This is a genomic window from Ramlibacter sp. PS4R-6 (genome assembly GCF_037572775.1).
Lineage (GTDB): Bacteria > Pseudomonadota > Gammaproteobacteria > Burkholderiales > Burkholderiaceae_C > Ramlibacter.
Window position 1 is genome coordinate 3,641,766 of sequence record NZ_JBBHKA010000001.1, and the last position, 21,180, is coordinate 3,662,945.

The following is a 21,180-nucleotide window of genomic DNA, read 5'->3' on the forward strand; positions in this document are numbered from 1 at the left end:
TCTCGGCGCAAGGAGTCGGGGGTATGCGGAAGATGCTGCGCGCGTGGGCGATCGCGGCCCTGCTGGGGCTGGGGGCGTGCGCGTGCGCGTTCGCCGCCCACCAGCCGCTGCAGCTCGACGTCGCGAAGGACCAGCCGGTCCCGCTCGCCGAGGCCGGCACGGCCTGGATCGACGAAAGCGGCCAGGCCTCCCCCGAGATGGTCGCCGACGGCACCGGGATCACCTGGTCGCCGATGGCCCAGGGCGGCGTCTACCGCATCGCGCCCGGCAAGACGCTGTGGGTTCGCTTCACGGTCATCGTCCCCGGCACCGAACGCTGGTACCTGCAGATCCCCTACCCCGCCGTCGACAAGGTGACGCTGTACGGGCTGGAGGGCACGGGCGGCTGGGGCCAGGAGGCCGGCGACACGATCGCAGTGGGCGACTGGCCGGTGCCGCACCGCTTCCCGCTGCTGCCGCTGGCGCCCGGGCCGCAGCAATACCTGGTGCGCATCCAGAACACCCACAGCTTCGGCGCGCCGCTGGAGTTCGTGAGCGACGCGCACCTGCTGCGCGATGCGCAGCAAAGCTCGGTGATCCTGGGCATCTACTTCGGCCTCGCCGGCCTGGCGATGGTGCTGGCCATGATGAGCGCGGTGTCGCTGCGCGACCGCAGCTACGCCCTGTACGCGGTCAGCGTGCTGTTCATGGCCCTCACGCAGGCCTCGCTCACGGGCATCGCGGGCCTGAACCTGTGGCCCGACGCGCCCTGGTGGAACGACTTCTCGGTGCTGGCCCTGCCCGTGCTGGGCGTGGGCTCCCTGCAATGGTTCTTCTCCGAGGTGGTGTCGATGCGCGAGCGCTCGCGCCTGCTCCACTACACGATGGCCGCGCTGGGCTGGCTGTCGCTCGCCGCCGCGGCGGGCATCGCGCTGATGGACCCGGCCCTGCGCGTGAAGATCATGGTCGGGTACATCTCGGTCGCCGGCACGATCGGGCTGCTCGCGGTGCTGTGGGCGGCGCGCCGCGGCGACCGCTGGGCATCGTGGCTGCTGGTCGGGTCGCTGCCGGTCGCGATCGGCGCCACGTTCCCCATGCTGCGCGCATCGGGCGTCATCCCCGTCGGCTTCTGGGCCACCCACGGGATGCAGCTGGGCATGAGCTTCGAGCTGCCCATCGTGCTGCTGATCCTGATCCTGCGCAGCGAACAGCGGCGCGAGCACACGCGGCGCCTGCAGGGCTTCGACAAGATCGACCCGGCCACGGGCCTGCTGAACGCCACCACCTTCGTCGGCGGCCTGTCGCGCATGATGGCGCGCTCGCAGCGGCTGAAGTACCAGAGCGCGGTGCTGGTGGTCGACATCATCAATGCCGACCAGATCCGCCGCAACTACGGCGCGCGTTCGTCGGAGGAGCTGCCGCTGCAGGTCGCGGGCCGCCTGCTCGCGTCGGCGCGCGACATCGACGCCGTGGCGCGCCTGGGCGAGCACCGGTTCGGGATGCTGATCGAAGGGCCGCTCAGCCCCGAGGACGCCGCCTCCGAAGGCCCGCGCATCGTCGCGCGCTGCCTGATGCCGTTCAAGGACAAGCCGATCGAATGGGTGGCCCACGTGCGCGTGGCGCAGACCATCGTGCCCACGCAGCGCGCCGACGCGAAGCAGGTGGTGGAGCGGCTGGAGGCGCTGCTGGCGAACGTGTCGCCGGAGAGCAAGCGGGCCGTCTTTACTTTGACGAGCTGATGTCATCCCGGCGAAGGCCGGGACCCAGTGGCTTTATTTTCGTTTTCGCTGCGCCCGCGGGTGCGCGGCGTCGTAGGCCTTGGCCAGGTGCTGGAAGTCCAGCCGCGTGTAGACCTGCGTCGTCGTGATGTTCGCGTGGCCCAGCAGCTCCTGCACCGCGCGCAGGTCGCCGCTGGATTGCAGCACGTGGCTCGCGAACGAGTGGCGCAGCATGTGCGGATGCACCGGCGTCGCCAGGCCGGCGATGCGGCTGCGGCGCTTCAGGCGCGCCCAGATGCTTTGCGCGGTCAATCGCGTGCCGTGGCGGCCGGTGAAGAGGGCCGGCGTCGGCTGCGCCCCGCGTGCGGCCAGCCAGTGCTGCAGCGCCTGCGCGGCCTTCGTGCCGACGGGCACCGTGCGCCGCTTGCTGCCCTTGCCGAGCACGTGCGCCTCGCCGGCCTCCAGGTCGACCCAGCCGCGTGCCTGCGTGCTCGCAGCGACATCCAGGCCCACGAGTTCACCCACGCGCAGGCCGCAGCCGTACAGCAGTTCCACCATCGCCGCATCGCGCGCTTCGAGCCACGGGTCGGCGTCGCCGTCCTCGAATTCCGCGAGGCGCACGGAGTCGTCCACCGACAGCGCCTTGGGCAAGGGCTTCGGCGCCTTGGGCGCCCGCACGTCGACGACGGGGTTGCTCGCGACGACGCCTTCGCGTCCCAGCCAGTTGTAGAAGCCGCGCCAGCCCGAGAGGATCAGCGCGATGCCGCGGCCGCTGCGCCCGCCCGAATGCATCTGCGCGACCCAGCGGCGGATGTGGGCGGAGGTGACGCGCTCGAACTCGACGCCGGCCTGCTTCGCGAACTCCGAGAGCTTCGCCAGGTCCAGCGCGTACAGCTCCACGGTGCGCTGCGCCAGCCGCTTTTCCACGCGCACGTGTTCCAGATAGCGCTCGATCCGGGCGGCGCCATCGGCCACGAGCGTCACCCCTTGCGCAGGCGCGAGAGCGAAGCGCTCGCCAGTTCGGCGATGCGCTCCAGGAAGTCGGTGCCCATGCCCGAGGTGAAGCGCTGCGGGTCGGGCGAGGCCAGCACCAGCATGCCGAAGGCCGAGCCGGCTTCGCTGACCGAGCCTTCGCGCAAGGGGATGAGCGCGATCGACAGCGCCATGGCCGCGTCGTCGAGCCACTTCACCGCCTCGAAGCCGGAGTTCACGCCGCAGTACGGCTGCGTGAGCGAGGAAGCGAAAGCCTTCGCGTCGTCGGTGACGCCGTCGGCGAACACCTCCTTGCCGTACTTCGAATCCACGTCCCAGACCTTGATCGCCACCTGCGGCACCATGAACTGCGACTGGATCTCCGCGGCGATGGTGGCCGGCAGCGCGCGGCCCGACGTGACGCGGAACAGGTTGCGCGCCCAGCGGTGCAGGCGGTCGGCGATGATCATGTTCTCGTTGCCGTGGCGCACCATGTCCATGATGCGGTGTTCCAGCGCCTTGATCTTCTCGCGCAGCATCTCGGCCTGCCGCTCCTGCAGGCTCACCGCGCGGTTGCCGTGCGGGCTGGTCAGCTGCACGCCCGCCAGCAGCGCCGCGTGGCGCTCGAAGAAGTCGGGGGAGTTCGCCAGGTAGTTGGCGATGTCGTCCTCGGTGATCGGGTTCATGGTGCCGTTCTGGTTGTGTTTCATGGTGATTCGGGGACTTCGATCTCCGCCTCGAAAACCGTCACGGCCGGGCCGGTCATGAAGACCGGGCCCGCGCCGTCCCATTCGATGGTGAGCATGCCGCCGCGCGTCTCCACGTCGACGCGGCGGTCCAGCCGGCCCAGGCGGATGCCCGCGACGACGGCCGCGCACGCGCCGGTGCCGCAGGCGAGTGTTTCGCCCGCGCCGCGCTCCCACACGCGCAGGCGGATGCGCGAGCGGCTCACCACCTGCATGAAGCCGGCGTTCACGCGGTTGGGAAAGCGCGAGTGGTGCTCGATCACGGGGCCCTGCGTGCCGACCGGCGCGCGGTCCACGTCCGCGACTTCCTGCACCGCGTGCGGGTTGCCCATGGAGAGGATGGCCAGGGGCACGATGGCCGAATCGGCGCTGGCGCCCAGCGCCAGGTGCCATTTCTGCCAGCCGCCGTCGGGCTGCGGCGACAGGCCCGCGGCGTCGAACGGCACCTGCGACGGCTCGAAGAAGGGCGCGCCCATGTCCACCGTGACGCGGCCGTCGGCATCCAGGCGCGGCTCGATCACGCCGGAGAGAGTCTGCACGCGCACGCGGTCCTTGTCCGTCAGGCCCTTGTCGCGCACGTAGCGCACGAAGCAGCGCGCGCCGTTGCCGCACTGCTCCACCTCGCCGCCGTCGGCGTTGTGGATCACGTATTCGAAATCGAGTCCCGCCGCCGGCGCCGGGCGCACGGTGAGGATCTGGTCGGCGCCGACGCCGAAGTGCCGGTCGGCGAGCCAGCGGTACTGCGACGGCTTCAGGCCCAGGCTTTCCTTCGTCTCGTCCAGGACGACGAAGTCGTTGCCCGCGCCATGCATCTTCGTGAAGCGAACCCGCATGCCCCGGATTATCGAAGAGATTCCGCCCCAACCCGATAATCCGTCCATGGTCAGAGCCACACAGTTGCTGCATCCGCAACGCGAACCCGTCGCCACGCGCCCCGCGGCCACCGTCCTGCTGCTGCGCGACACGCCGCAGGGCTTCGAGGTGCTGATGACGCGCCGCTCGGAGAAGGCGAGTTTCGCCCCCGGTGCGTTCGTCTTCCCGGGCGGCGTGGTCGACGCCGGCGAAACGCCCCCGCAAGCCGCCGTCCGCGAAACGCTCGAGGAGCTGTCCCTGCGGATCACGCAGGACAGCCTGCACGTGCTGGCGCGCTGGATCACCGACCGCGACCTGCCCCGGCGCTTCGACGTGACCTTCTTCGTGGCCCGCATGCCCGAGGGCCAGGAGCCCGTGGCCGACGAAGCCGAGCAGTTCGAGCCGGTGTGGGTGCGCCCCGCCGACGCGCTGGCGCGCCACGAGGCCGGCAGCTTCTTCATGATCTTCCCGACCATCCGCACGCTGCAGCGGCTGGCGAAGTACGCCAACGTGCAGGAAGTGCTCGCCGCATGCCCGGGCGAACCGCTGTGGACCTCGTGCCCGCGCGCAGGCCTGGTGGGCGGCGCCGACACGCGCTACATGGAGCACGAGATGCCCTTCGGCGAGCTGGCGCTGGTCAGCCCCGACGGCCAGCTGGTGCACCACCTCGACTGGCGCGCCGACCAGGCCGTGCCGCTGCTGAAGAACGTCACGCGCATCACCGCGCCCAACCCCGGCGTGATGACGGGGCCCGGCACCAACAGCTACCTCGTCGGCGACCCGAACACCGGCTATGTCGCCATCGATCCCGGCCCCAACGATCCCGCGCACATCGAGCGGCTGTGGCGCACCGCGGGCGGCGACATCCGCCTGATCCTGTGCACGCACTCGCATGCCGACCATTCGCCCGGCGCGCGGCCGCTGCAGCAGCTGTGCGCCACGAAGCCGCCGGTCCTGGGCCTGGCGTCGAAGCCCACGGCGCGCCCGGCCAGCGAGTTCACGCCCGATCGCGAGATTGCCGACGGCGAAGAGGTCTTCGTCGAGGGCGGCGGCGTGCGCCACACCTTGCGCGCCGTGCACACGCCCGGCCATGCCGCGAACCACACCTGCTTCGTGCTGGTGGAAGACGCCCTGCTTTTTTCGGGCGACCACATCCTGAACGGCAGCACGACGGTGGTGGACCCGCCCGACGGCGACATGAGCGCCTACATCGAATCGCTCGACAAGCTGCGGCGCGCGTGCGACGAGCGCGGCATCGAGTTCATCCTGCCCGCGCATGGCTATGTGCTGGGTTTCGCGCCGCTCGCGATCGCGCACCTGAAGTCGCACCGGCTCGCCCGCGAGGCGAAGGTGATCGCCGCCATGCGCGCGAAGCCCGCGGGGTCGATGGACGACTGGGTGCAGATCGCCTACGACGACGTGCCGCCGCGCATGTGGCCGGTGGCGCAGCGCTCGCTGCTGGCGCACGTGCAGCGCATCGAGGCGCTGGGCCTGCTCGGCTAAACTGGCCGCGCCATCGACAGGGAGACAGGGGCATGGAGATCGAAGCAGGCGCAGCGGCGCCGCGCACGCACGCATCGGGCCAACGCGTCGACACGGAGGCGATGCTGGCCCCGGGCATCGAGGCCTTCCCGCTGCGCTTCACGGGAACGGGCGGCGAGTTCTTCCGCGTCTGGATCGTCAACGTGCTGCTGTCCATCGTGACGCTGGGCTTCTACACGCCCTTCGCGCGCCGGCGCACGGCGCAGTACTTCTTCTCGCACACCGACGTGGCCGGCAGCCCGCTGGAGTTCACCGCGCAGCAGCGCAAGATGGTGATCGGCTTCCTGGTGCTGGTGGGCCTGTACATCGCGTTCAACGTCGCCAGCGAAACGGGGCAGGACGCGACCGTCGCCTTCTTCATGCTGGCCGGCGCCGTACTGGCGCCGTACTTCTGGGCCAGCGCGATGCGCTTCCGCCTGAGCGCCACGCGCTGGCGCGGCCTGCGCCTGCAGTTCGCGCCGTCGTGGGGCGAGGTCTACAAGGCCAGCTGGCCGGTGTTCGTGATCGCGCTGGTGTGGATCGGCGTGAGTTTCGCGGCCGGCGTGCTCTTCGAGCCGTCGCAAGCCACCGGGCGCGGGCCGCGCCTGCCGAAGATTCCCGGCGTGTTCTGGCTGGCCGTCGCGGCGGCGCTGGTGGCAACGGTGCTGTGCACCATCCGGCTGGAGTTCAACTACAAGAGCCTGCTGGTGCTGCGTGCGCGCATCGGCGGCGAGTCGGGCCGCTGGAAGCCGGTGTACGGTGACTTCGTGCGCATCTGGCTCGCCACGCTGGGCGTGCTGTTCCTGTCGATGCTCACGATGGTGGCCCTCATCGCGGGCGTCGTGTTCCTCTTCGTCGGCAAATCGAAGGTTCCCGCCGACCTGGGTTCGCTCGGCTTCGCGCTGCTCGTCCTGGTGCCGCTCGCGGCGCTGGTCGGCATGCTGGTCGCCATCGCGCCGGTGCGCGCGTACCGCGAGGCCCGCATGTTCCAGCTGGTGTGGAACAACGTGGGCGTCAGCCAGATCGCGCGCTTCAAGTGCGACCTGAGCGCGTGGCGCTACGTGCTGCTGCGCATCCGCAACGTGCTGCTCACCGTGTTCACGCTGGGTTTCTGGCGCCCGTTCGCGCGCGTCAGCGAGCACCGCATGAGGACCGAATCGGTCACGCTGCACGTCAAGGGCGGGCTCGACCAATTGGCCGGCCGCCTCGCGCGGCAGCAGGAAGGCGGCGTGGGCGACGCGCTGGCCGACGCCGTGGGGCTGGACCTCGTCGGCTGACACCATGCGCGGCCGCTGGTTCGATGGCCGCAGCAGCCGGCCGCGCGAAGTCGACGTCCGGCTGGAACCCGCGCCCGGCGGGCCGACTCTTGTGCTCCTGCCCGTGGACGGCACGCCCGGCGAATCCTTCGCGGCGCGCGACGTCGAATGGCCCGAGGCGTGGAGCGCGAAGCGCGCACCGAAACGCGTGACCGTCGCCCTCGGCGACGCCGGCACGCTGGAGGTGGACGAGCCCCTCGCGTGGCAATCCGCCTTCGAAGCCGCGGGCGGGCGCAACCGGCTGGCCACGCGCATGCAGACGCGGTGGAAGACCTTCCTCACGGTTTTCCTGCTCGCCGGGCTGGGCCTGGCGGCGTTCTACCGGTGGGGGACGCCGTGGGCAGCGACGCAGGTCACGCGGCAAGTGCCGCTCACATGGGAGCTCTCGCTGAGCGAACGCGCCATGTCCCAGCTGGACGAAGCGTGGCTCAAGCCGAGCAAGCTGCCGGCGCAGCGGCAGGCGGAGCTGAAGCAGCGCTTCGACGAACTCGCGCGCGCCGTCGACCCGTCGATGAAACGCTATGGCGCCTACTCGCCGAAGCTCACGCTCGCCTTCCGTTCCGGCATGGGCCCCAACGCGTTCGCGCTGCCCGGCGGCACGATCGTGATGACCGATGCGCTGGTGGAGGAAGCACAGAAGCAGGAATTGCGCGACGACGCGCTGGTGGGCGTGCTCGCGCACGAGATCGGCCACGTGTTCCACCGCCACACCACGCGCATCGTGGTGGAACAGGCGGTGCTGAACGTCGGCCTGGGCCTGGCGATGGGCGACGTGTCGTCGCTGGTGTCGCTCGCGGGCTCGGCCATCACGGGGCTGGCCTACCGGCGCGCGCACGAGACCGAGGCCGATTGCTTTTCGGTGGCGCTGCTGCGCAAGGTGAAGGTGGCGACGCCGCCGATGGCCGATTTGCTGCTGGCGCTCGAAGCGCTGCAGGCGGGCGGCAAGGCGCCCGCGAAGTCGTCGGGCGCGCTGGATTTGCTCAGCAGCCACCCGGCCACGCACGAGCGCGCGCTGGCGCTGCGCTCCGGCGGCGGCGGGGCCTGCCGCTGAAAAAGAAAAAGTGTGAAGTCCGCCGTACGCCGGATTCTGTGCGTCCCTTGCGGGACGTGACCGTCATTCCTCTGGGCCGGGGGTCGCCCCACCGGCTCGGTGCTACCTACCCGCCAGCTCCGCGGAGCCACATCAACGCTGGCCTATTTGGTATTGCTGCGCGTAGAGATTGCCCGTTTCACCCTCGCACACCTTGCGGCGTGAAAGACTCGTCTCTGTTGCTCTGATCCTCGCCTCACGGCGGACAGGAGTTACCTGCTACGCTGCCCTGTGCAGTCCGGACGTTCCTCCGGTGCCAGGTTTCCCATGCGGCACCAGCGACGGCCTGGCGGGCTTCACGGGGCGTATTATCCCCGGCACTTCAACTGGCCGCTCGACACGGCCCCGAAGCCATGATCCGCATCTCCGAAATCAAGCTGCCGCTGGCGGCCGTCCCGCCCGAGGAAGGCGTGCATCCGCTCGAGGCGCTGCGCGCCGCCGCGTCCGCCAGGCTCGGCGCGCCGGTCACGCAGCTCGAGGTCTTCAAGCGCAGCTTCGACGCTCGCAAGGCCGAGCTGGCGGCCGTCTACATCGTGGACGCCGCCGTCGCCGACGAAGACGCCGTCCTGGCGCGGCACGAACGCGACCCGCACATCGCACGCACGCCCGACATGGCGTGGCAGGCGCCCGCGCGTTTCGATGCGGCGCCCGAGCGGCGCCCCGTCGTCGTCGGCTTCGGCCCCTGCGGCATCTTCGCCGCGCTCGTGCTCGCGCAAATGGGCCTGAGGCCCATCGTGCTGGAGCGCGGCAAGACGGTGCGCGAGCGCACCAAGGACACCTGGGGCCTGTGGCGCAAGCGCGAACTGCAACCGGAGAGCAACGTGCAGTTCGGCGAAGGCGGCGCCGGCACTTTCTCCGACGGCAAGCTGTACAGCCAGATCAAGGACCCGCGCCACCTCGGGCGCAAGGTGATGCGCGAGTTCGTCGCGGCCGGCGCGCCGGAAGAAATCCTCTACGTCGCGCACCCGCACATCGGCACCTTCCGCCTGGTGAAGGTGGTGGAGAACATGCGCGCGGAGATCGAGCGGCTGGGCGGCGAGGTGCGCTTCCAGCAGCGCGTGACGGACGTGCACACCGAGGACGGCCACCTGCGCGGCTTGACGGTGCTGGACCAGGCGACGGGCACTTCGAGCGAATTGCGCACCGACCACGCCGTGCTGGCCCTGGGCCACAGCTCGCGCGACACCTTCGAGATGCTGCACGCACGCGGCGTGTTCATGGAGGCCAAGCCTTTTTCCATCGGCTTTCGCATCGAGCATCCGCAGGGCGTGATCGACCGCGCGCGCTGGGGCAAGCATGCCGGCCACCCACTGCTGGGCGCTGCGGACTACAAGCTCGTGCACCACGCCGCCAACGGGCGCGCGGTGTACAGCTTCTGCATGTGCCCTGGCGGGACCGTCGTGGCGGCCACATCGGAAGCGGGGCGCGTCGTGACGAACGGCATGAGCCAGTACTCGCGCAACGAGCGCAATGCCAACGCCGGCATCGTCGTGGCCATCGAACCCGAGCGCGACTACCCGGGCGGCGTGCTCGCCGGCGTAGGCCTGCAGCGCGAGCTGGAGTCGCGCGCCTTCGTGCTCGGTGGCGAAACCTACGATGCGCCGGGCCAATTGGTGGGTGACTTCGTCGCGGGCAAGCCGTCAACGGCCTTCGGCGACGTGCAACCGTCGTACAAGCCCGGCGTGAAGCTCGGCGACCTGCACGCCGCCCTGCCCGCCTTCGCCATCGAGGCGATTCGCGAAGCGCTGCCCGCCTTCGGCCGCAAGATCCGCGGCTACGACATGCCCGATGCGGTGCTGACGGGCGTGGAAACGCGCACGTCCTCGCCGGTGCGCATCACGCGCGGCGAGGACTTGCAAAGCTTGAACGTCCGCGGGCTTTACCCGGCCGGTGAAGGCGCGGGCTACGCCGGCGGCATCCTCTCCGCCGGCGTCGACGGCATCAAGGTGGGCGAGGCCGTCGCCCTCTCGATCGCGGCTTACGCCGCCTGAAGCGCGGCGATCCGCTCCTCGATGGGCGGGTGCGTGGAGAACAGCTTGCCCACGCCCGAGGTGATGCCCATGGTCTGCAGGCCCTTGGGCAGCTCGCCGGGGACCATGCCGCCCAGGCGGGCCAGCGCGTTGATCATCGGCTGCTTCTGGCCCATGAGCGCCGTCGAGCCGGCATCGGCGCGGAATTCGCGCCGGCGCGAGAACCACGCGACGATGAGCGCCGCGAGGAAGCCCAGCACGATGTCCAGCACGATGGTGGTGATGTAGTAGCCGATGCCGGGGCCGCGGCGCTCTTCGCCGCGGCTGAGCCAGCCGTCCACCACGTAGCCGATCACGCGCGAGGCGAACACCACGAAGGTGTTCATCACGCCCTGGATCAGCGTCATGGTGACCATGTCGCCGTTGGCGATGTGCGAGACCTCGTGGCCGATGACGGCCTCGACCTCGTCGCGCGTCATGCCTTGCAGCAGGCCGGTGGAGACGGCCACGAGCGCGCTGTTCTTGAACGCGCCGGTGGCGAACGCATTGGGCTCGCCGTCGAAGATGCCGACCTCGGGCATGCCGATGCCCGCGCGCTCGGCGAAGCGGCGCACGGTTTCGACGATCCACGCTTCGTCGGCGCCTTCGGTGCCCGTGATGACGCGCACGCCCGACGTCCACTTCGCCAGCGGCTTGGACAGCAGCAGCGAGATGATCGCGCCGCCGAAGCCCATCACGAACGCGAAGGCCAGCAGCGACGTGAGGTTCAGGCCCTGCGCCGTCAGGTACTGGTTGACGCCCAGCAGCGAGGCGACGATGCCCAGCACCACGATGACGGCCAGGTTGGTGGCCAGGAACAGGAAGATTCGTTTCGCCAAGGTCGGTTTCTCCGATAAGGGCGGTTCACCCCGAGCGCCAGATGGGGGCGGCTGGCGCCGCCTTCAAGGCTCGGGGCGGCGCACGGGCTGTTGGAGGTTCGTTCTGCGCCCGGCTGCTCTGAAGACCAGGGAGTCATCATAGAAGGAAAAGTTCTGGTTTTCGGGGCTCCAGCCGGGGATGCCCATCAGCGGCAGGGGCGCGAAAGGCTTGGTTGCCAGCGCCTCGCGCGTGACGTCGGCGGGGCCCAGCCAGACGTGCGCGGTGAGGTCCTTGCGCGGCGCCAGCAGCTTTTCGAGCAACGCGTGGCCGAAGACGGTGACCTGCGCCTGCGCCCAGAGCGGCCGCAGGTCGACGAAGAGGCGCCGCCAGTCGCGCGCCACGAGCGCGTCGCGGAGGGCGTCGGGCGCTTCCAGGAACGCGCCGTTTTCGTCCAGGAGCGTGACCGCATCGCGCACCGGCCCGCGCCGGCCACCAACGCCGTCGCGCGCGATCTCGCCGGCCTGCACTTCGTTCAGCCGCTGCTTCAGTTGCGGAAAGCGCAGCCAGGCCAGGCCGTTGAAGAAGTCGTGCGCGTTGTCGCGCGTGGGGATGCTGCGCGTGCGGAAGACGAAGGCCTCGTAGGGCTCGCCTTCCGGCATGTCGGACTGCGCCACGAAACGGAAAGCACCGGCCGAGCCGAGCGCGGTGGACAATGGCCGCGTGCGCCAGGCTTGCAGCACGCCTTCGCCGACATCGCGCCACGGTGCGAACCATGGCGCCAGCCAGTCCACGCCAATGGCCATCACCCCTTGTCCGGCCTGGAGGCCACGGCGCGCACGGCAATCTGGGACGTCCCCTCGTCACGAAAATCGAACAGCCCCGTGGCCGCCATGAGTTTCGTGAGGGTGGCGTAGCCGTAGTTGCGAGGATCGAACGACGTTTTGTTCGCAATGTGGGTGCCGACCGCACCGACACGCGCCCAGCCGGATTCGTCCTTGCTGGCATTGACGGCGTCGCGGAGCAAGACGACCAGCTTCGAGTCGCGCCTCAGGTCGTTGCCCGGCACGCGCAGCCTCGCGGGTCGAACGGGGACCCCGGGCGCAGCGCCATCGCTGTCGGGTTCGACCGCGGAGACGGGTGCGGATTCTCCCAGCGACTCGAAGTAGAGGAAGCGCGAGCAGGCATTCACGAAGGGCTTCGGGGTTTGCGCGGCCCCGAACCCGTACACCGCCGCGCCCTTGCCCCGCAAATGCATCACCAGGGGCGTGAAGTCGGCATCGGAAGAGACGATGCCGAAAGCATCCGGCTTGTCGGAGTACAAGAGTTCCATCGCGTCGACGGTCATCGCCATGTCGCTGGCATTCTTGCCCCGCGAGTAGTCGAATTGCTGGATGGGCCGGATCGCGTATTCGAGGAGCTTTTCCTGCCACCCTCGCAAGGCCGCCTTGGTCCAGTTGCCGTAGGCCCGCCGCACGTTGATGACGCCGAGCGTGGAGAGCTCCGTGGTGATCTCGTCGATCTTCTCGGCCGGCGCGTTGTCGGCGTCGATCAACAACGCGATCCTCAGGTGCAGCTTTTCGGTAATCGCGCTCATGCGAGCTTCCACCCCAGCCTTTCGCCCGCAGCCAGCGGCTTCAGTTGCGCATCGGCGTAGGCGTACGCGTCGGGCACGGTCCACTCCGTGCGCTTCAGCGTCACCGTGCCCGGGTTGCGCGGCAGGCCGTAGAAATCCGCGCCGTGGAAGCTGGCGAAGCCTTCGAGCTTGTCGAGTGCGTTCGCGCGGTCGAAGGCTTCGGTGTACAGCTCCATCGCGGCATGCGCCGTGTAGCAGCCGGCGCAGCCCAGCGCGTGCTCCTTCAGGTGCGCCGCATGCGGCGCGCTGTCGGTGCCGGTGAAGAACTTGCTGCTGCCGCTGGTGGCCGCCTCGACCAGTGCGAGGCGGTGCACCTCGCGCTTGAGCACCGGCAGGCAGTAATAGTGCGGCCGGATGCCGCCCGTGAAGATCGCGTTGCGGTTGTACAGCAGGTGGTGCGCCGTGATCGTCGCGGCCAGGTTGGCGTCGGCGCTGCGCACGTACTGCGCCGCCTCCTTCGTCGTGATGTGCTCCATCACCACCTTGAGGCCCGGGAAGTCGCGGCGCAGCGGGATCAGCTGCTGCTCGATGAAGACGGCCTCGCGGTCGAACACGTCGACGTCGGGCGCGGTCACCTCGCCGTGCACCAGCAGCAGGATGCCTTCGCGCTGCATCGCTTCGAGCGTCTTGTGGGTCTTGCGGATGTCGGTCACCCCCGCGTCGCTGTTCGTCGTGGCGCCAGCGGGGTACAGCTTGAGCGCCACCACGCCGGCGTCCTTCGCCCGCCTGATCTCGTCGGGCGGCAGGTTGTCGGTGAGGTACAGCGTCATCAGCGGCTGGAAGGCCACGCCCTTCGGCACGGCGGCCATGATGCGCTCGCGGTACGCCACGGCCTGCGCCGCCGTGGTCACCGGCGGCTTCAGGTTGGGCATGATGATCGCGCGGCCGAACTGCGCCGCGGTGTGCGGCACGACGGTCTTCAGCGCTTCCCCGTCGCGGACGTGGACGTGCCAGTCGTCCGGGCGGGTGATGGTGATCTGCTGCGTCATGGGAGCAATTGTCCCAGACGGCGCGGCACGGTCAGTGCTGCAGGATCTTGTTCAGGAAGTCCTTGGTGCGCGGCTGGCGGGCGTCCGGGTTGCCGAAGAAGTCTTCCTTGCTGCAGTCCTCGAGGATGCGGCCGCCGACGTCGATGAAGATCACGCGGTTGGCCACCTTGCGGGCGAAGCCCATCTCGTGCGTGACGACCATCATCGTCATGCCTTCTTTGGCCAGGCCCACCATCACGTCCAGCACTTCGCCGACCATCTCCGGGTCCAGCGCCGACGTCGGCTCGTCGAACAGCATCACGATCGGGTCCATCGACAGCGCGCGCGCGATGGCCACGCGCTGCTGCTGGCCGCCCGACAACTGGCCGGGGAACTTGTCCTTGTGCGCCATCAGGCCCACGCGGTCGAGCATCTTCAGGCCGCGCTCGCGCGCCTCGTCGGCCGAACGGCCCAGCACCTTGACCTGCGCGATGGTGAGGTTCTCGGTGACCGACAGGTGCGGGAACAGCTCGAAGTGCTGGAACACCATGCCGACGCGGCTGCGCAGCTTGGGCAGGTCGGTCTTGGGGTCGTGCACGGGGATGCTGTCGACGAAGATCTCGCCCTTCTGGAACGGCTCCAGCGCGTTCACCGTCTTGATCAGCGTGGACTTGCCCGAGCCCGAGGGGCCGCAGACCACGACCACGTCGCCCTTGTTGATGGCGACGGAGCAGTCGGTCAGCACCTGCACCGGGCCGTACCACTTGGAAACGTTCTTGATGTCGATCATGGAAGACATGGCTGGCTTTCTGGCGATGCGTTCAGCGGATGATGGCGATCTTCTTCTGCAGCTGCTTGACCAGGAAGGACAGCGTGACGCAGAGGATGAAGTAGACGACGGCGGCGATCAGGTAGGCCTCCTCGGTGCGGCCGTAGATCTTGCCGGCGTTCTGGAAGCCCTTGAGCAGGTCGTAGGCGCTGATCGCGTAGACCAGCGAGGTGTCCTGGAACAGGATGATGGTCTGCGTGAGCAGCACCGGCAGCATGTTGCGGAAGGCCTGCGGCAGGATGACCAGGCGCATCTGCTGCGAATAGGTCATGCCCATGGCCTGCGCCGCGTACACCTGCCCGCGCGGGATCGACTGGATGCCGGCGCGCATGATCTCGGAGAAGTACGCGGCCTCGAAGGCGACGAAGGTGATGATGGCCGAGTACTCGGCGCCGATGGGCCGGCCGATCACCAGCGGCACCAGCAGGTAGAACCACAGGATCACCATCACCAGCGGGATGGAGCGCATGCCGTTCACGTACGCCGTGGCGGGCATGGCCAGCGCGGGCTTGCCCGACAGGCGCAGCAACGCGAGGATCGTGCCGAAGACGATGCCGCCCAGCGTGGAGATCGCCGTCAGTTCCACCGAGAACACGAAGCCCGTGGCGACGAACTTGCTGACGACGTCCCAGTTGACCCAGCTGAAATCGAGGTTGCCCATGTCAGTGCCCCCCCGCGCCGGTGCCGGCGACGATGAAGCCGGGGATGCGCATGCGCTTCTCGATGAAGGCGAAGACGCGGTTCACGGCGAAGGCCGACAGTGCGTACATCACCGTGACGCCGATGTAGATCTCGATGCCGCGTGACGTTTCTTCCTGCGCCTGCATGGCGAACCAGGTGAGCTCGGCGATCGACACCGCGAAAGCCACCGAGGAGTTTTTCAGCAGGTTCATCGACTCGCTGGTGAGCGGCGGGATGATGATGCGGAAGGCCATCGGCAGCAGCACGTAGCGGTACGTCTGCGCGGTGGTGAAGCCCACGGCCATGCCGGCGTAGCGCTGGCCCCGCGACAGGGCCTGGATGCCGGCCCGCACCTGCTCGGCGATGCGCGCGGAGGTGAAGAAGCCCAGCGCGAAGATCACCAGCAGGAAACCGGGCACGTGCTGGAAGAAGGGGAACGCCTTGGGCACCACGAAGTACCACAGGAACAGCTGCACCAGGATCGGGATGTTGCGGAACAGCTCGACCCACGCGTTGGCCAGCCGCGTGAGCACCGGGCTTGCCGGCAAGGTGCGCGCCACCCCCACGGAGAAGCCGACGACCATCGCGATCACCCACGCACAGGCGGCCACCGCGAGCGTCCAGCCCCAGGCATGGATCATCCATTCGAAATAGGTGATGTCCGCGCCCTTGGCCCAGCACGCCGCCTCGACGGCGCCGTCCGACGTGTTCTTGCAGAAGACTTGCCAGTCCCAACTCATAAGCTGCCGCCTGGAGCGCCCCTCGTCGTGTTCGTTATTTGTCGGGCCACGCGTTGCGCCCAGCCCATCCATTCAACCTTAAATGAGAAACCCCGCCGGGGCAAGCCTGCGGCGGGGTCCTCGTGCACCGAGCCGCCGGTGTTACTTCTTCAGGTATTCCTCGACCGGCTTGTCGTTCGGCGAGGCCCACGCCGCCTTGGTCGCGGTGCTGGCCGGCAGGTTCAGGCGCGCGTTCTTCGGCGGGATCGGGTTGACGAACCACTTGTCGTAGAGCTTGCCGATGTCGCCCGACTTCGCCAGGCCGTCCACCGTGTCGTTGGCGATCTTCTTGAAGGCCGTGTCGTTCTTGCGGACCATGATCGCGATGGGCTCGACGCTGATCGGCTCGCCGACGATCTTGTACTCGGCGGGGTTCTTCGCGTTGGCGATGTTGCCCGCGAGGATCTGGCCGTCCATCACGAACGCATCGGCGCGGCCCGATTCGAGCAGCAGGAAGGAATCGGCGTGGTCCTTGCCGAAGACTTCCTTGAAGTCGACGTTGTTCGCGCGCTCGTGCTTGCGCAGCAGCTGCACGGACGTGGTGCCCGTGGTGGTGGCCACGGTCTTGTTGGTCAGGTCCTTGATGCCGTTGATGCCGGAGTTGGCCTTGGTGGCGATGCGCACTTCTTCCACGTACGTGGTGTGCACGAAGTCCACGTCCTTCTGGCGGGCCGCGTTGTTGGTGGTCGAGCCGCACTCGATGTCCACCGTGCCGTTGGCCACCAGCGGGATGCGGTTCTGCGAGGTGACGGGCTGGTAGCGGATCTGCAGCTTGCGGCCCACCGACTTCTCGACGTTGGCGATGATGCGCTCGCAGATCTCGACGTGGTAGCCGGCGTACTTGCCGTCGCCCAGCGTGTACGACAGGGCGCCCGACGAATCGCGCACGCCCATCGTGATGAGGCCGGTGGCCTTGACCTTGGCGAGCGTGTCGCCGGACTGGGCTTGCGCGCCGGCGGCCAGCGCGAGGGCCGCGATGGCGATCAATTGCTTTTTCATACGGGTCTCCTGTGTGAAACGGGGTGATTGCAGAACGGGATTCTAGGGATTCGGTTGCGGGGGAATACCCGGAAGTACCCGGCTATGAAGCAGGCTTTGTGCCCGCCTTCCGGGCGCCCTGCTCCAGGCGCAAGGGTTGGGTCAGCTTCTCGGGCACCAGCAGCGCGAGCAGTTCCTGCCGCTTCATGATCCCCAGCTCTTCGGCCACTTCGTCGATCGGCTTGCCGCTGGCCATGGCGGTCTTGGCGATCAGCGCCGCCTTTTCGTAGCCGATGATCGGGTTGAGCGCGGTGACCAGCGTGATCGACTCGCGCACGCGCTTGGCCAGCACGTCGCGGTTGGCCTCGATGCCGTCCACGCAGTTGTCGCGCAGCGTGCGGCAGGCCCTCGCGAGGTGCGAGATGCTCTTGAACAGGCTCCAGCCCATGATGGGCTCGAAGGCATTGAGCTGCAACTGGCCCGCTTCCGACGCCATGGTGACGGTGACGTCGTTGCCGATCACCTCGAAGGCCACCTGGTTCACCACTTCGGGGATCACCGGGTTGACCTTGCCCGGCATGATCGACGAGCCCGCCTGCCGCGGCGGCAGCTTGATGTCGGCGAAGCCCGCCTGCGGGCCGCTGGACAGCAGGCGCAGGTCGTTGCAGGTCTTCGACAGTTTCGTGGCCACGCGCTTGAGCACGCCCGACAGCTGCACGAACGCGCCCGTGTCCTGTGTGGCCTCGACGAGGTTCACCGCCTTCACCACGGGAACGCCGGAGCCTTCGGCGAGGAAGCGGATCGCCAGGTCGGCATAGCCGGCCGGTGCGTTGATGCCGGTGCCGATCGCCGTGGCACCCAGGTTCACTTCCTGGATCAGGGCACGCGCTTCGCGCAGCCGCGCCTCGTCCTCTTCCAGCATCACCGCGTAGGTGCTGAACTCCTGCCCCAGCGTCATGGGCACGGCGTCCTGCAATTGCGTGCGGCCGATCTTGAGCACGTCGGCGAATTCGGCCGACTTCGCCTCGAAGCCGGCGCGCAGGTAGGCCATCGCGCCGAGCAGCTCGTCGATCGCCTGCCACAGCGCCAGGCGCACGGCCGTCGGGTAGACGTCATTCGTGCTCTGCGAGGCGTTGACGTGGTCGTTGGGGTGCAGCACGTCGTAGCGGCCCTTGGCCAGGCCCATGGTTTCCAGCGCCACGTTCGCGATCACTTCGTTCGCGTTCATGTTGGTGGATGTGCCGGCGCCGCCCTGGATCACGTCGACGACGAACTGTTCGTGGTGCCTGCCGGCGACCAGCTGGTCGCACGCCTTGCCGATGGCATCGAGCAACTTGCCGTCGAGCACGCCGAGTTCGCAGTTGGCGCGCGCGGCGGCCTTCTTGACGTGGCCGAAGGCGATCACCAGCTGCGGCATCGCCGACACCGGCGTGCCCGAGATCGGGAAGTTCTCGACCGCACGGGCGGTGTGCACGCCCCAGTAGGCATCGGCGGGAATCTGCTTCTCGCCGAGGAAGTCGTGTTCGGTGCGGTGGGGCTGGTTCACGGTGGCGCGAACTGTAGGGAAACGCGTTTTACCGCGCCAATGCTGTTTGCGCGGTGGGCTATGCAGGAAAGTTATAACCCTACTTTCCGCCCTTGGAAAGGTATTCCCACAGCGCGTGCGCAGTGCTTTTGGGCGCTTCCTTGCCTACGGGTTTTTCCCGATAAGCGCGCACGTCCATCGCCATTTCCAGGCCCTGCACATCCCCCGCCGCGCTCACCAGGCGGCGCGAGCGCAGCTCCTTCTTCACCGCGCTGTAGGGCAGGAAGGCGATGCCGTGGCCTTCCAGCGCCATCACCTTCAGGCCCTCGGCCATGTCGGTCTCGTACACGCGGTCGAGGTGGATCGCTGTAGGCGCTTGTTTGAGGATCAAGTCCGTCACCCGCCCCAGGTAGGCGCCGGGTGCATACCCCAGGTACGGGAGAGGCTGGTTGGCACGGCCGGGCAGCTTGAACAGCGGCTCGCCGTTGGCGTCCGGCTTGCAGTAGGGAGCCAGCGGCTCCTCGCCCAGCGTGACCATCTCGTAGCGGTCGGCGTCCAGCTGGAACGGCTGCGAAGGGTGGTAGTAGCCGATGAAGATGTCGCAGCTGCCTTCGACCAGGCGCATCACCGCGTCGTGCACGTTCAGCGCGATCAGGCGGCTCTTGATGGGGCCGAACTTCTCGCGCAGCGACGACACCCAGGCGGGGAAGAAGGTGAAGGCCAGCGTGTGCGGCACGGCGAACTCGATCACGTCCTGCCCCGCCGCCGAATGGCCACGCAGCATGGCGCGCGTGCTTTGCAGCGCCTGCAGCACCTCGAGCGACTGCGCGTAGAGCGTCTCGCCCGCGGGCGTGAGGCGCGTCGGGTAGGAGCTGCGGTCCACCAGGTCGGTGCCGGCCCAGGCTTCCAGCGCCTGGATGCGGCGCGAGAACGCGGGCTGCGTCACGTGGCGCAGTTGCGCGGAGCGGCTGAAGCTGCGCGTCTCCGCGAGGCTCACGAAGTCCTCGAGCCATTTCGTTTCCATGGGCAGCGATTATTCCGCCGCGCCGCGGGAGCGCCAGCGTGGTTTCCCGTGAGCCGCCCGCCGCACCAGCGCGACGAGGGCAAAGAACCACACCGCTTGCGCGACGAAAACGGCGATTCGGAAAGGCCATTCGCCGCGGTCGCCGAAGACGTGGACGAGCGCGTAGTACGGCGCATACACCACGACCAGGAGCCACGCGAAGGGCCCGTCGGAATGCTCCAGCCCCGCGCCGGCGAACAGGGCGAAGGCCAGCGCGCCGGCGCCGAGCGCGAAGGCCCAGGCCAGGCAGCGGATCGCCTCGCGCATGCGCCGCTACTCGGGCAGGCCGTGTTTCGCGCGCAGCACGCGGCGGCGCTCGATGCTTGCGGCCGGCCACAGCTCGCGGAAGTCGTAGTACACGGGCACGGCCGGCGTGCCCGCCGGCAGCACCACCCAGGGCTGCTTGCTCTCGGTGAAGATGTGCACGTCGGGCGGGAAGGTGTCGGGGTTGTCCAGCGTGCCCACGCGCATGAAACGCACGATCGGCCCCGCGCCGGCGTAGTGGCTCCACAGCGCGATGCGGCATTTCGGGCAGCGCGCGATCTTCTGGCCGCGGCCGCTGTTGCTGGGCGTGTCGACGATCTCGACCTCGCCGCCGATGTCCTCGACACGCTCGCTCTCGATCATGGCGTTGAGCGCGAAGGAGGCGCCCGTCTCGCGCTGGCACCACCGGCAGTGGCAGCAGTGCACGAAAAGCGGGCCGCTGGTCATCCGGTAGCGGATGTAGCGGCAGTCGCAGCCGCCCTCGTAGTCCTGCGCGCTCACTTCTTCTCGCATTCCTGCGGGCCGGTGCCGTGGTCGAAGACGATCTTCCACTGGCCGCGCGACTCCTGGCGCCACACCGAGTCGAAACAGCCGACGTGCTTGCCCTCGGGGTCGTAGACCGGGCCGCTGGAGCGCGCGAGCGCGCCGCTTTGCAGCACCTCCACGAGGGTCGGCTCCCACGAGAACGGGGGCTTCGCGTCGGCCTTGTAGAAGCGCGACCAGAAGTCGATCACGGCGTGCTTGCCGTGCAGCGGCTTGGGGCCGGAGAAGAACACCGTGTCGTCCGAGAGGAAGCTGCCGAACGCCTTGAGGTCGCGGTCCGCCATGGTCTTGGCAAAGGCGCGCTCGGTGGCCGCTACCTGTTCGCGCGCCGCTTCGCCTTGCACGAGTGGCGGCGGGGGTGCGGTGGCGCATCCGGCAAGGGCGATGCAAGCCGCGGCGATGGCGTATGCCTTCATGTCGTCTTCTCCTGGGCGCCTATCTTAAGCAGGCAGGCGCTTCTCCATGAACACCGAATTCGGGTCCGGCCCGTAGTCGCCGAAAGGGCCACGGCGCACGTAGCCGGCGCGCTCGTAGAAGCGCAGGGCCTCGGGCTGCAGGTAGCCCGTCTCCAGGCGCACGATGCCGGCGCCGCGCTCGCGGGCCTGCGCTTCGAGGACCGCGAGGATGGACTGCGCGACCCCGCCGCCGCGCGATAGCGGCAGCACATACATGCGCTTCAATTCGGCCCAGTCGCCGTTGGCCACGACCGCGCCGCACCCCAGCGCTTCACCGCTGTCGTCCCGAGCAACGGCGAAACTCACCGCAGGCTGCAGCAAGGCTTCGATGTCGATGCCGTGGTGGCTCTCGGCCGGGTACAAGGGCTTCTGGTAGGCGTCGAGCTCGTCGATGAGCCGCAGCACGTCCGGCTGGTCCGGGCGTTCGATGGCCACGCGCA

22 protein-coding genes and 1 other RNA gene are annotated in these 21,180 nt (G+C 68.7%); 5 read left to right on the forward strand and 18 right to left on the reverse strand.

Features of this window, described 5'->3' with window-relative positions; all coding sequences use genetic code 11:
- Nucleotides 1-23 precede the first annotated feature (23 nt).
- Complete coding sequence (locus tag WG903_RS18155; protein WP_340077988.1) at nucleotides 24-1,718, forward strand: sensor domain-containing diguanylate cyclase; 1,695 nt, start codon at nucleotides 24-26, stop codon at nucleotides 1,716-1,718.
- A gap of 33 nt (nucleotides 1,719-1,751) precedes the next feature.
- Here the strand turns inward: WG903_RS18155 and WG903_RS18160 are convergent, their stop codons facing one another.
- Genes WG903_RS18160 through dapF form a run of 3 tightly spaced genes read right to left on the reverse strand, consistent with a single transcriptional unit; the run spans nucleotide 1,752 to nucleotide 4,248 of the window.
- The gene (locus tag WG903_RS18160) at nucleotides 1,752-2,681 is read right to left on the reverse strand and encodes a tyrosine recombinase XerC (RefSeq protein ID WP_445263616.1); all 930 of its coding nucleotides are present in this window, start codon (nucleotides 2,679-2,681) and stop codon (nucleotides 1,752-1,754) included.
- Nucleotides 2,678-3,379, reverse strand: coding sequence for a DUF484 family protein (locus WG903_RS18165; RefSeq protein ID WP_340077990.1), 702 nt, complete (start codon nucleotides 3,377-3,379; stop codon nucleotides 2,678-2,680). The genes WG903_RS18160 and WG903_RS18165 overlap by 4 nt, the downstream gene beginning before the upstream one ends.
- On the reverse strand, nucleotides 3,376-4,248 hold the full coding sequence (gene dapF / locus WG903_RS18170) for a diaminopimelate epimerase (protein WP_340077991.1): 873 nt from the start codon (nucleotides 4,246-4,248) through the stop codon (nucleotides 3,376-3,378). Before dapF ends, WG903_RS18165 begins: the two co-directional genes overlap by 4 nt.
- A 46-nt stretch (nucleotides 4,249-4,294) precedes the next feature.
- Here dapF and WG903_RS18175 point away from each other — a divergent pair, with 46 nt between their 5' ends.
- From WG903_RS18175 to WG903_RS18185, 3 genes are all read left to right on the forward strand, one after another.
- Nucleotides 4,295-5,770: an MBL fold metallo-hydrolase gene (locus tag WG903_RS18175; RefSeq protein WP_340077992.1), complete on the forward strand. Its 1,476-nt coding sequence runs from the start codon at nucleotides 4,295-4,297 to the stop codon at nucleotides 5,768-5,770.
- Nucleotides 5,771-5,871: 101 nt separating this feature from the next.
- Entirely contained in the window at nucleotides 5,872-7,065 is a 1,194-nt protein-coding gene (locus tag WG903_RS18180; protein ID WP_340078279.1) for a YjgN family protein, read from the forward strand.
- A gap of 4 nt (nucleotides 7,066-7,069) precedes the next feature.
- Entirely contained in the window at nucleotides 7,070-8,155 is a 1,086-nt protein-coding gene (locus tag WG903_RS18185) for a M48 family metallopeptidase (RefSeq protein WP_340077993.1), read from the forward strand.
- Nucleotides 8,156-8,165: 10 nt separating this feature from the next.
- Here the strand turns inward: WG903_RS18185 and rnpB are convergent.
- Nucleotides 8,166-8,492: RNase P RNA component class A (rnpB, locus tag WG903_RS18190), an RNA gene on the reverse strand.
- A 55-nt stretch (nucleotides 8,493-8,547) separates the two neighbouring features.
- Here rnpB and WG903_RS18195 point away from each other — a divergent pair.
- Nucleotides 8,548-10,185 carry an NAD(P)/FAD-dependent oxidoreductase gene (locus WG903_RS18195; RefSeq protein ID WP_340077994.1) on the forward strand — a complete coding sequence of 546 codons (1,638 nt, stop codon included), beginning with the start codon at nucleotides 8,548-8,550 and terminating at the stop codon, nucleotides 10,183-10,185.
- Here the strand turns inward: WG903_RS18195 and htpX are convergent.
- From htpX to WG903_RS18265, 14 genes are all read right to left on the reverse strand, one after another.
- A complete protein-coding gene (htpX, locus tag WG903_RS18200) occupies nucleotides 10,173-11,042 on the reverse strand; it encodes a protease HtpX (RefSeq protein ID WP_340077995.1) in 870 nt (289 codons plus the stop codon). The two genes, WG903_RS18195 and htpX, sit on opposite strands and share 13 nt — an antisense overlap.
- Nucleotides 11,043-11,105: 63 nt before the next feature.
- Complete coding sequence (locus tag WG903_RS18205; protein WP_340077996.1) at nucleotides 11,106-11,825, reverse strand: DUF3025 domain-containing protein; 720 nt, start codon at nucleotides 11,823-11,825, stop codon at nucleotides 11,106-11,108.
- The gene (locus tag WG903_RS18210) at nucleotides 11,825-12,616 is read right to left on the reverse strand and encodes an NYN domain-containing protein (protein ID WP_340077997.1); all 792 of its coding nucleotides are present in this window, start codon (nucleotides 12,614-12,616) and stop codon (nucleotides 11,825-11,827) included. Before WG903_RS18210 ends, WG903_RS18205 begins: the two co-directional genes overlap by 1 nt.
- The gene (gene pyrC, locus WG903_RS18215; protein WP_340077998.1) at nucleotides 12,613-13,644 is read right to left on the reverse strand and encodes a dihydroorotase; all 1,032 of its coding nucleotides are present in this window, start codon (nucleotides 13,642-13,644) and stop codon (nucleotides 12,613-12,615) included. The genes WG903_RS18210 and pyrC overlap by 4 nt, the downstream gene beginning before the upstream one ends.
- Before the next feature lie 31 nt (nucleotides 13,645-13,675).
- On the reverse strand, nucleotides 13,676-14,413 hold the full coding sequence (locus WG903_RS18220) for an amino acid ABC transporter ATP-binding protein (RefSeq protein WP_340078280.1): 738 nt from the start codon (nucleotides 14,411-14,413) through the stop codon (nucleotides 13,676-13,678).
- A 31-nt stretch (nucleotides 14,414-14,444) separates the two neighbouring features.
- The gene (locus WG903_RS18225; protein ID WP_340077999.1) at nucleotides 14,445-15,113 is read right to left on the reverse strand and encodes an amino acid ABC transporter permease; all 669 of its coding nucleotides are present in this window, start codon (nucleotides 15,111-15,113) and stop codon (nucleotides 14,445-14,447) included.
- Nucleotide 15,114: 1 nt separating this feature from the next.
- Nucleotides 15,115-15,873, reverse strand: a complete 759-nt coding sequence (locus WG903_RS18230) for an amino acid ABC transporter permease (protein WP_340078000.1) — start codon at nucleotides 15,871-15,873, stop codon at nucleotides 15,115-15,117.
- 141 nt (nucleotides 15,874-16,014) lie between these two features.
- A complete protein-coding gene (locus tag WG903_RS18235) occupies nucleotides 16,015-16,911 on the reverse strand; it encodes an amino acid ABC transporter substrate-binding protein (protein ID WP_340078001.1) in 897 nt (298 codons plus the stop codon).
- A gap of 82 nt (nucleotides 16,912-16,993) precedes the next feature.
- A complete protein-coding gene (locus tag WG903_RS18240; protein WP_340078002.1) occupies nucleotides 16,994-18,436 on the reverse strand; it encodes an aspartate ammonia-lyase in 1,443 nt (480 codons plus the stop codon).
- 79 nt (nucleotides 18,437-18,515) lie between these two features.
- Entirely contained in the window at nucleotides 18,516-19,439 is a 924-nt protein-coding gene (locus WG903_RS18245; protein WP_340078003.1) for a LysR substrate-binding domain-containing protein, read from the reverse strand.
- Nucleotides 19,440-19,448: 9 nt separating this feature from the next.
- Nucleotides 19,449-19,745 carry a hypothetical protein gene (locus WG903_RS18250; protein ID WP_340078004.1) on the reverse strand — a complete coding sequence of 99 codons (297 nt, stop codon included), beginning with the start codon at nucleotides 19,743-19,745 and terminating at the stop codon, nucleotides 19,449-19,451.
- Nucleotides 19,746-19,751: 6 nt separating this feature from the next.
- Nucleotides 19,752-20,243 carry a GFA family protein gene (locus WG903_RS18255; RefSeq protein WP_445263617.1) on the reverse strand — a complete coding sequence of 164 codons (492 nt, stop codon included), beginning with the start codon at nucleotides 20,241-20,243 and terminating at the stop codon, nucleotides 19,752-19,754.
- Nucleotides 20,240-20,701 (reverse strand): YybH family protein, encoded by a 462-nt coding sequence (locus WG903_RS18260; RefSeq protein WP_340078005.1) that lies wholly within the window; start codon nucleotides 20,699-20,701, stop codon nucleotides 20,240-20,242. Before WG903_RS18260 ends, WG903_RS18255 begins: the two co-directional genes overlap by 4 nt.
- 24 nt (nucleotides 20,702-20,725) lie before the next feature.
- Nucleotides 20,726-21,175, reverse strand: coding sequence for a GNAT family N-acetyltransferase (locus WG903_RS18265; RefSeq protein ID WP_340078006.1), 450 nt, complete (start codon nucleotides 21,173-21,175; stop codon nucleotides 20,726-20,728).
- Nucleotides 21,176-21,180 lie beyond the last annotated feature (5 nt).

Bases quoted from the DNA above. Each gene is read 5' to 3' on its own strand.
- WG903_RS18155 (WP_340077988.1), top strand. From the start codon at position 24: ATGCGGAAGATGCTGCGCGCGTGGGCGATCGCGGCCCTGCTGGGGCTG.
- WG903_RS18165 (WP_340077990.1), bottom strand. From the start codon at position 3,379: ATGAAACACAACCAGAACGGCACCATGAACCCGATCACCGAGGACGAC.
- dapF (WP_340077991.1), bottom strand. From the start codon at position 4,248: ATGCGGGTTCGCTTCACGAAGATGCATGGCGCGGGCAACGACTTCGTC.
- WG903_RS18175 (WP_340077992.1), top strand. From the start codon at position 4,295: ATGGTCAGAGCCACACAGTTGCTGCATCCGCAACGCGAACCCGTCGCC.
- WG903_RS18180 (WP_340078279.1), top strand. From the start codon at position 5,872: ATGCTGGCCCCGGGCATCGAGGCCTTCCCGCTGCGCTTCACGGGAACG.
- WG903_RS18185 (WP_340077993.1), top strand. From the start codon at position 7,070: ATGCGCGGCCGCTGGTTCGATGGCCGCAGCAGCCGGCCGCGCGAAGTC.
- WG903_RS18195 (WP_340077994.1), top strand. From the start codon at position 8,548: ATGATCCGCATCTCCGAAATCAAGCTGCCGCTGGCGGCCGTCCCGCCC.
- WG903_RS18205 (WP_340077996.1), bottom strand. From the start codon at position 11,825: ATGGCCATTGGCGTGGACTGGCTGGCGCCATGGTTCGCACCGTGGCGC.
- WG903_RS18210 (WP_340077997.1), bottom strand. From the start codon at position 12,616: ATGAGCGCGATTACCGAAAAGCTGCACCTGAGGATCGCGTTGTTGATC.
- pyrC (WP_340077998.1), bottom strand. From the start codon at position 13,644: ATGACGCAGCAGATCACCATCACCCGCCCGGACGACTGGCACGTCCAC.
- WG903_RS18220 (WP_340078280.1), bottom strand. From the start codon at position 14,413: ATGATCGACATCAAGAACGTTTCCAAGTGGTACGGCCCGGTGCAGGTG.
- WG903_RS18225 (WP_340077999.1), bottom strand. From the start codon at position 15,113: ATGGGCAACCTCGATTTCAGCTGGGTCAACTGGGACGTCGTCAGCAAG.
- WG903_RS18230 (WP_340078000.1), bottom strand. From the start codon at position 15,873: ATGAGTTGGGACTGGCAAGTCTTCTGCAAGAACACGTCGGACGGCGCC.
- WG903_RS18235 (WP_340078001.1), bottom strand. From the start codon at position 16,911: ATGAAAAAGCAATTGATCGCCATCGCGGCCCTCGCGCTGGCCGCCGGC.
- WG903_RS18245 (WP_340078003.1), bottom strand. From the start codon at position 19,439: ATGGAAACGAAATGGCTCGAGGACTTCGTGAGCCTCGCGGAGACGCGC.
- WG903_RS18250 (WP_340078004.1), bottom strand. From the start codon at position 19,745: ATGCGCGAGGCGATCCGCTGCCTGGCCTGGGCCTTCGCGCTCGGCGCC.
- WG903_RS18260 (WP_340078005.1), bottom strand. From the start codon at position 20,701: ATGAAGGCATACGCCATCGCCGCGGCTTGCATCGCCCTTGCCGGATGC.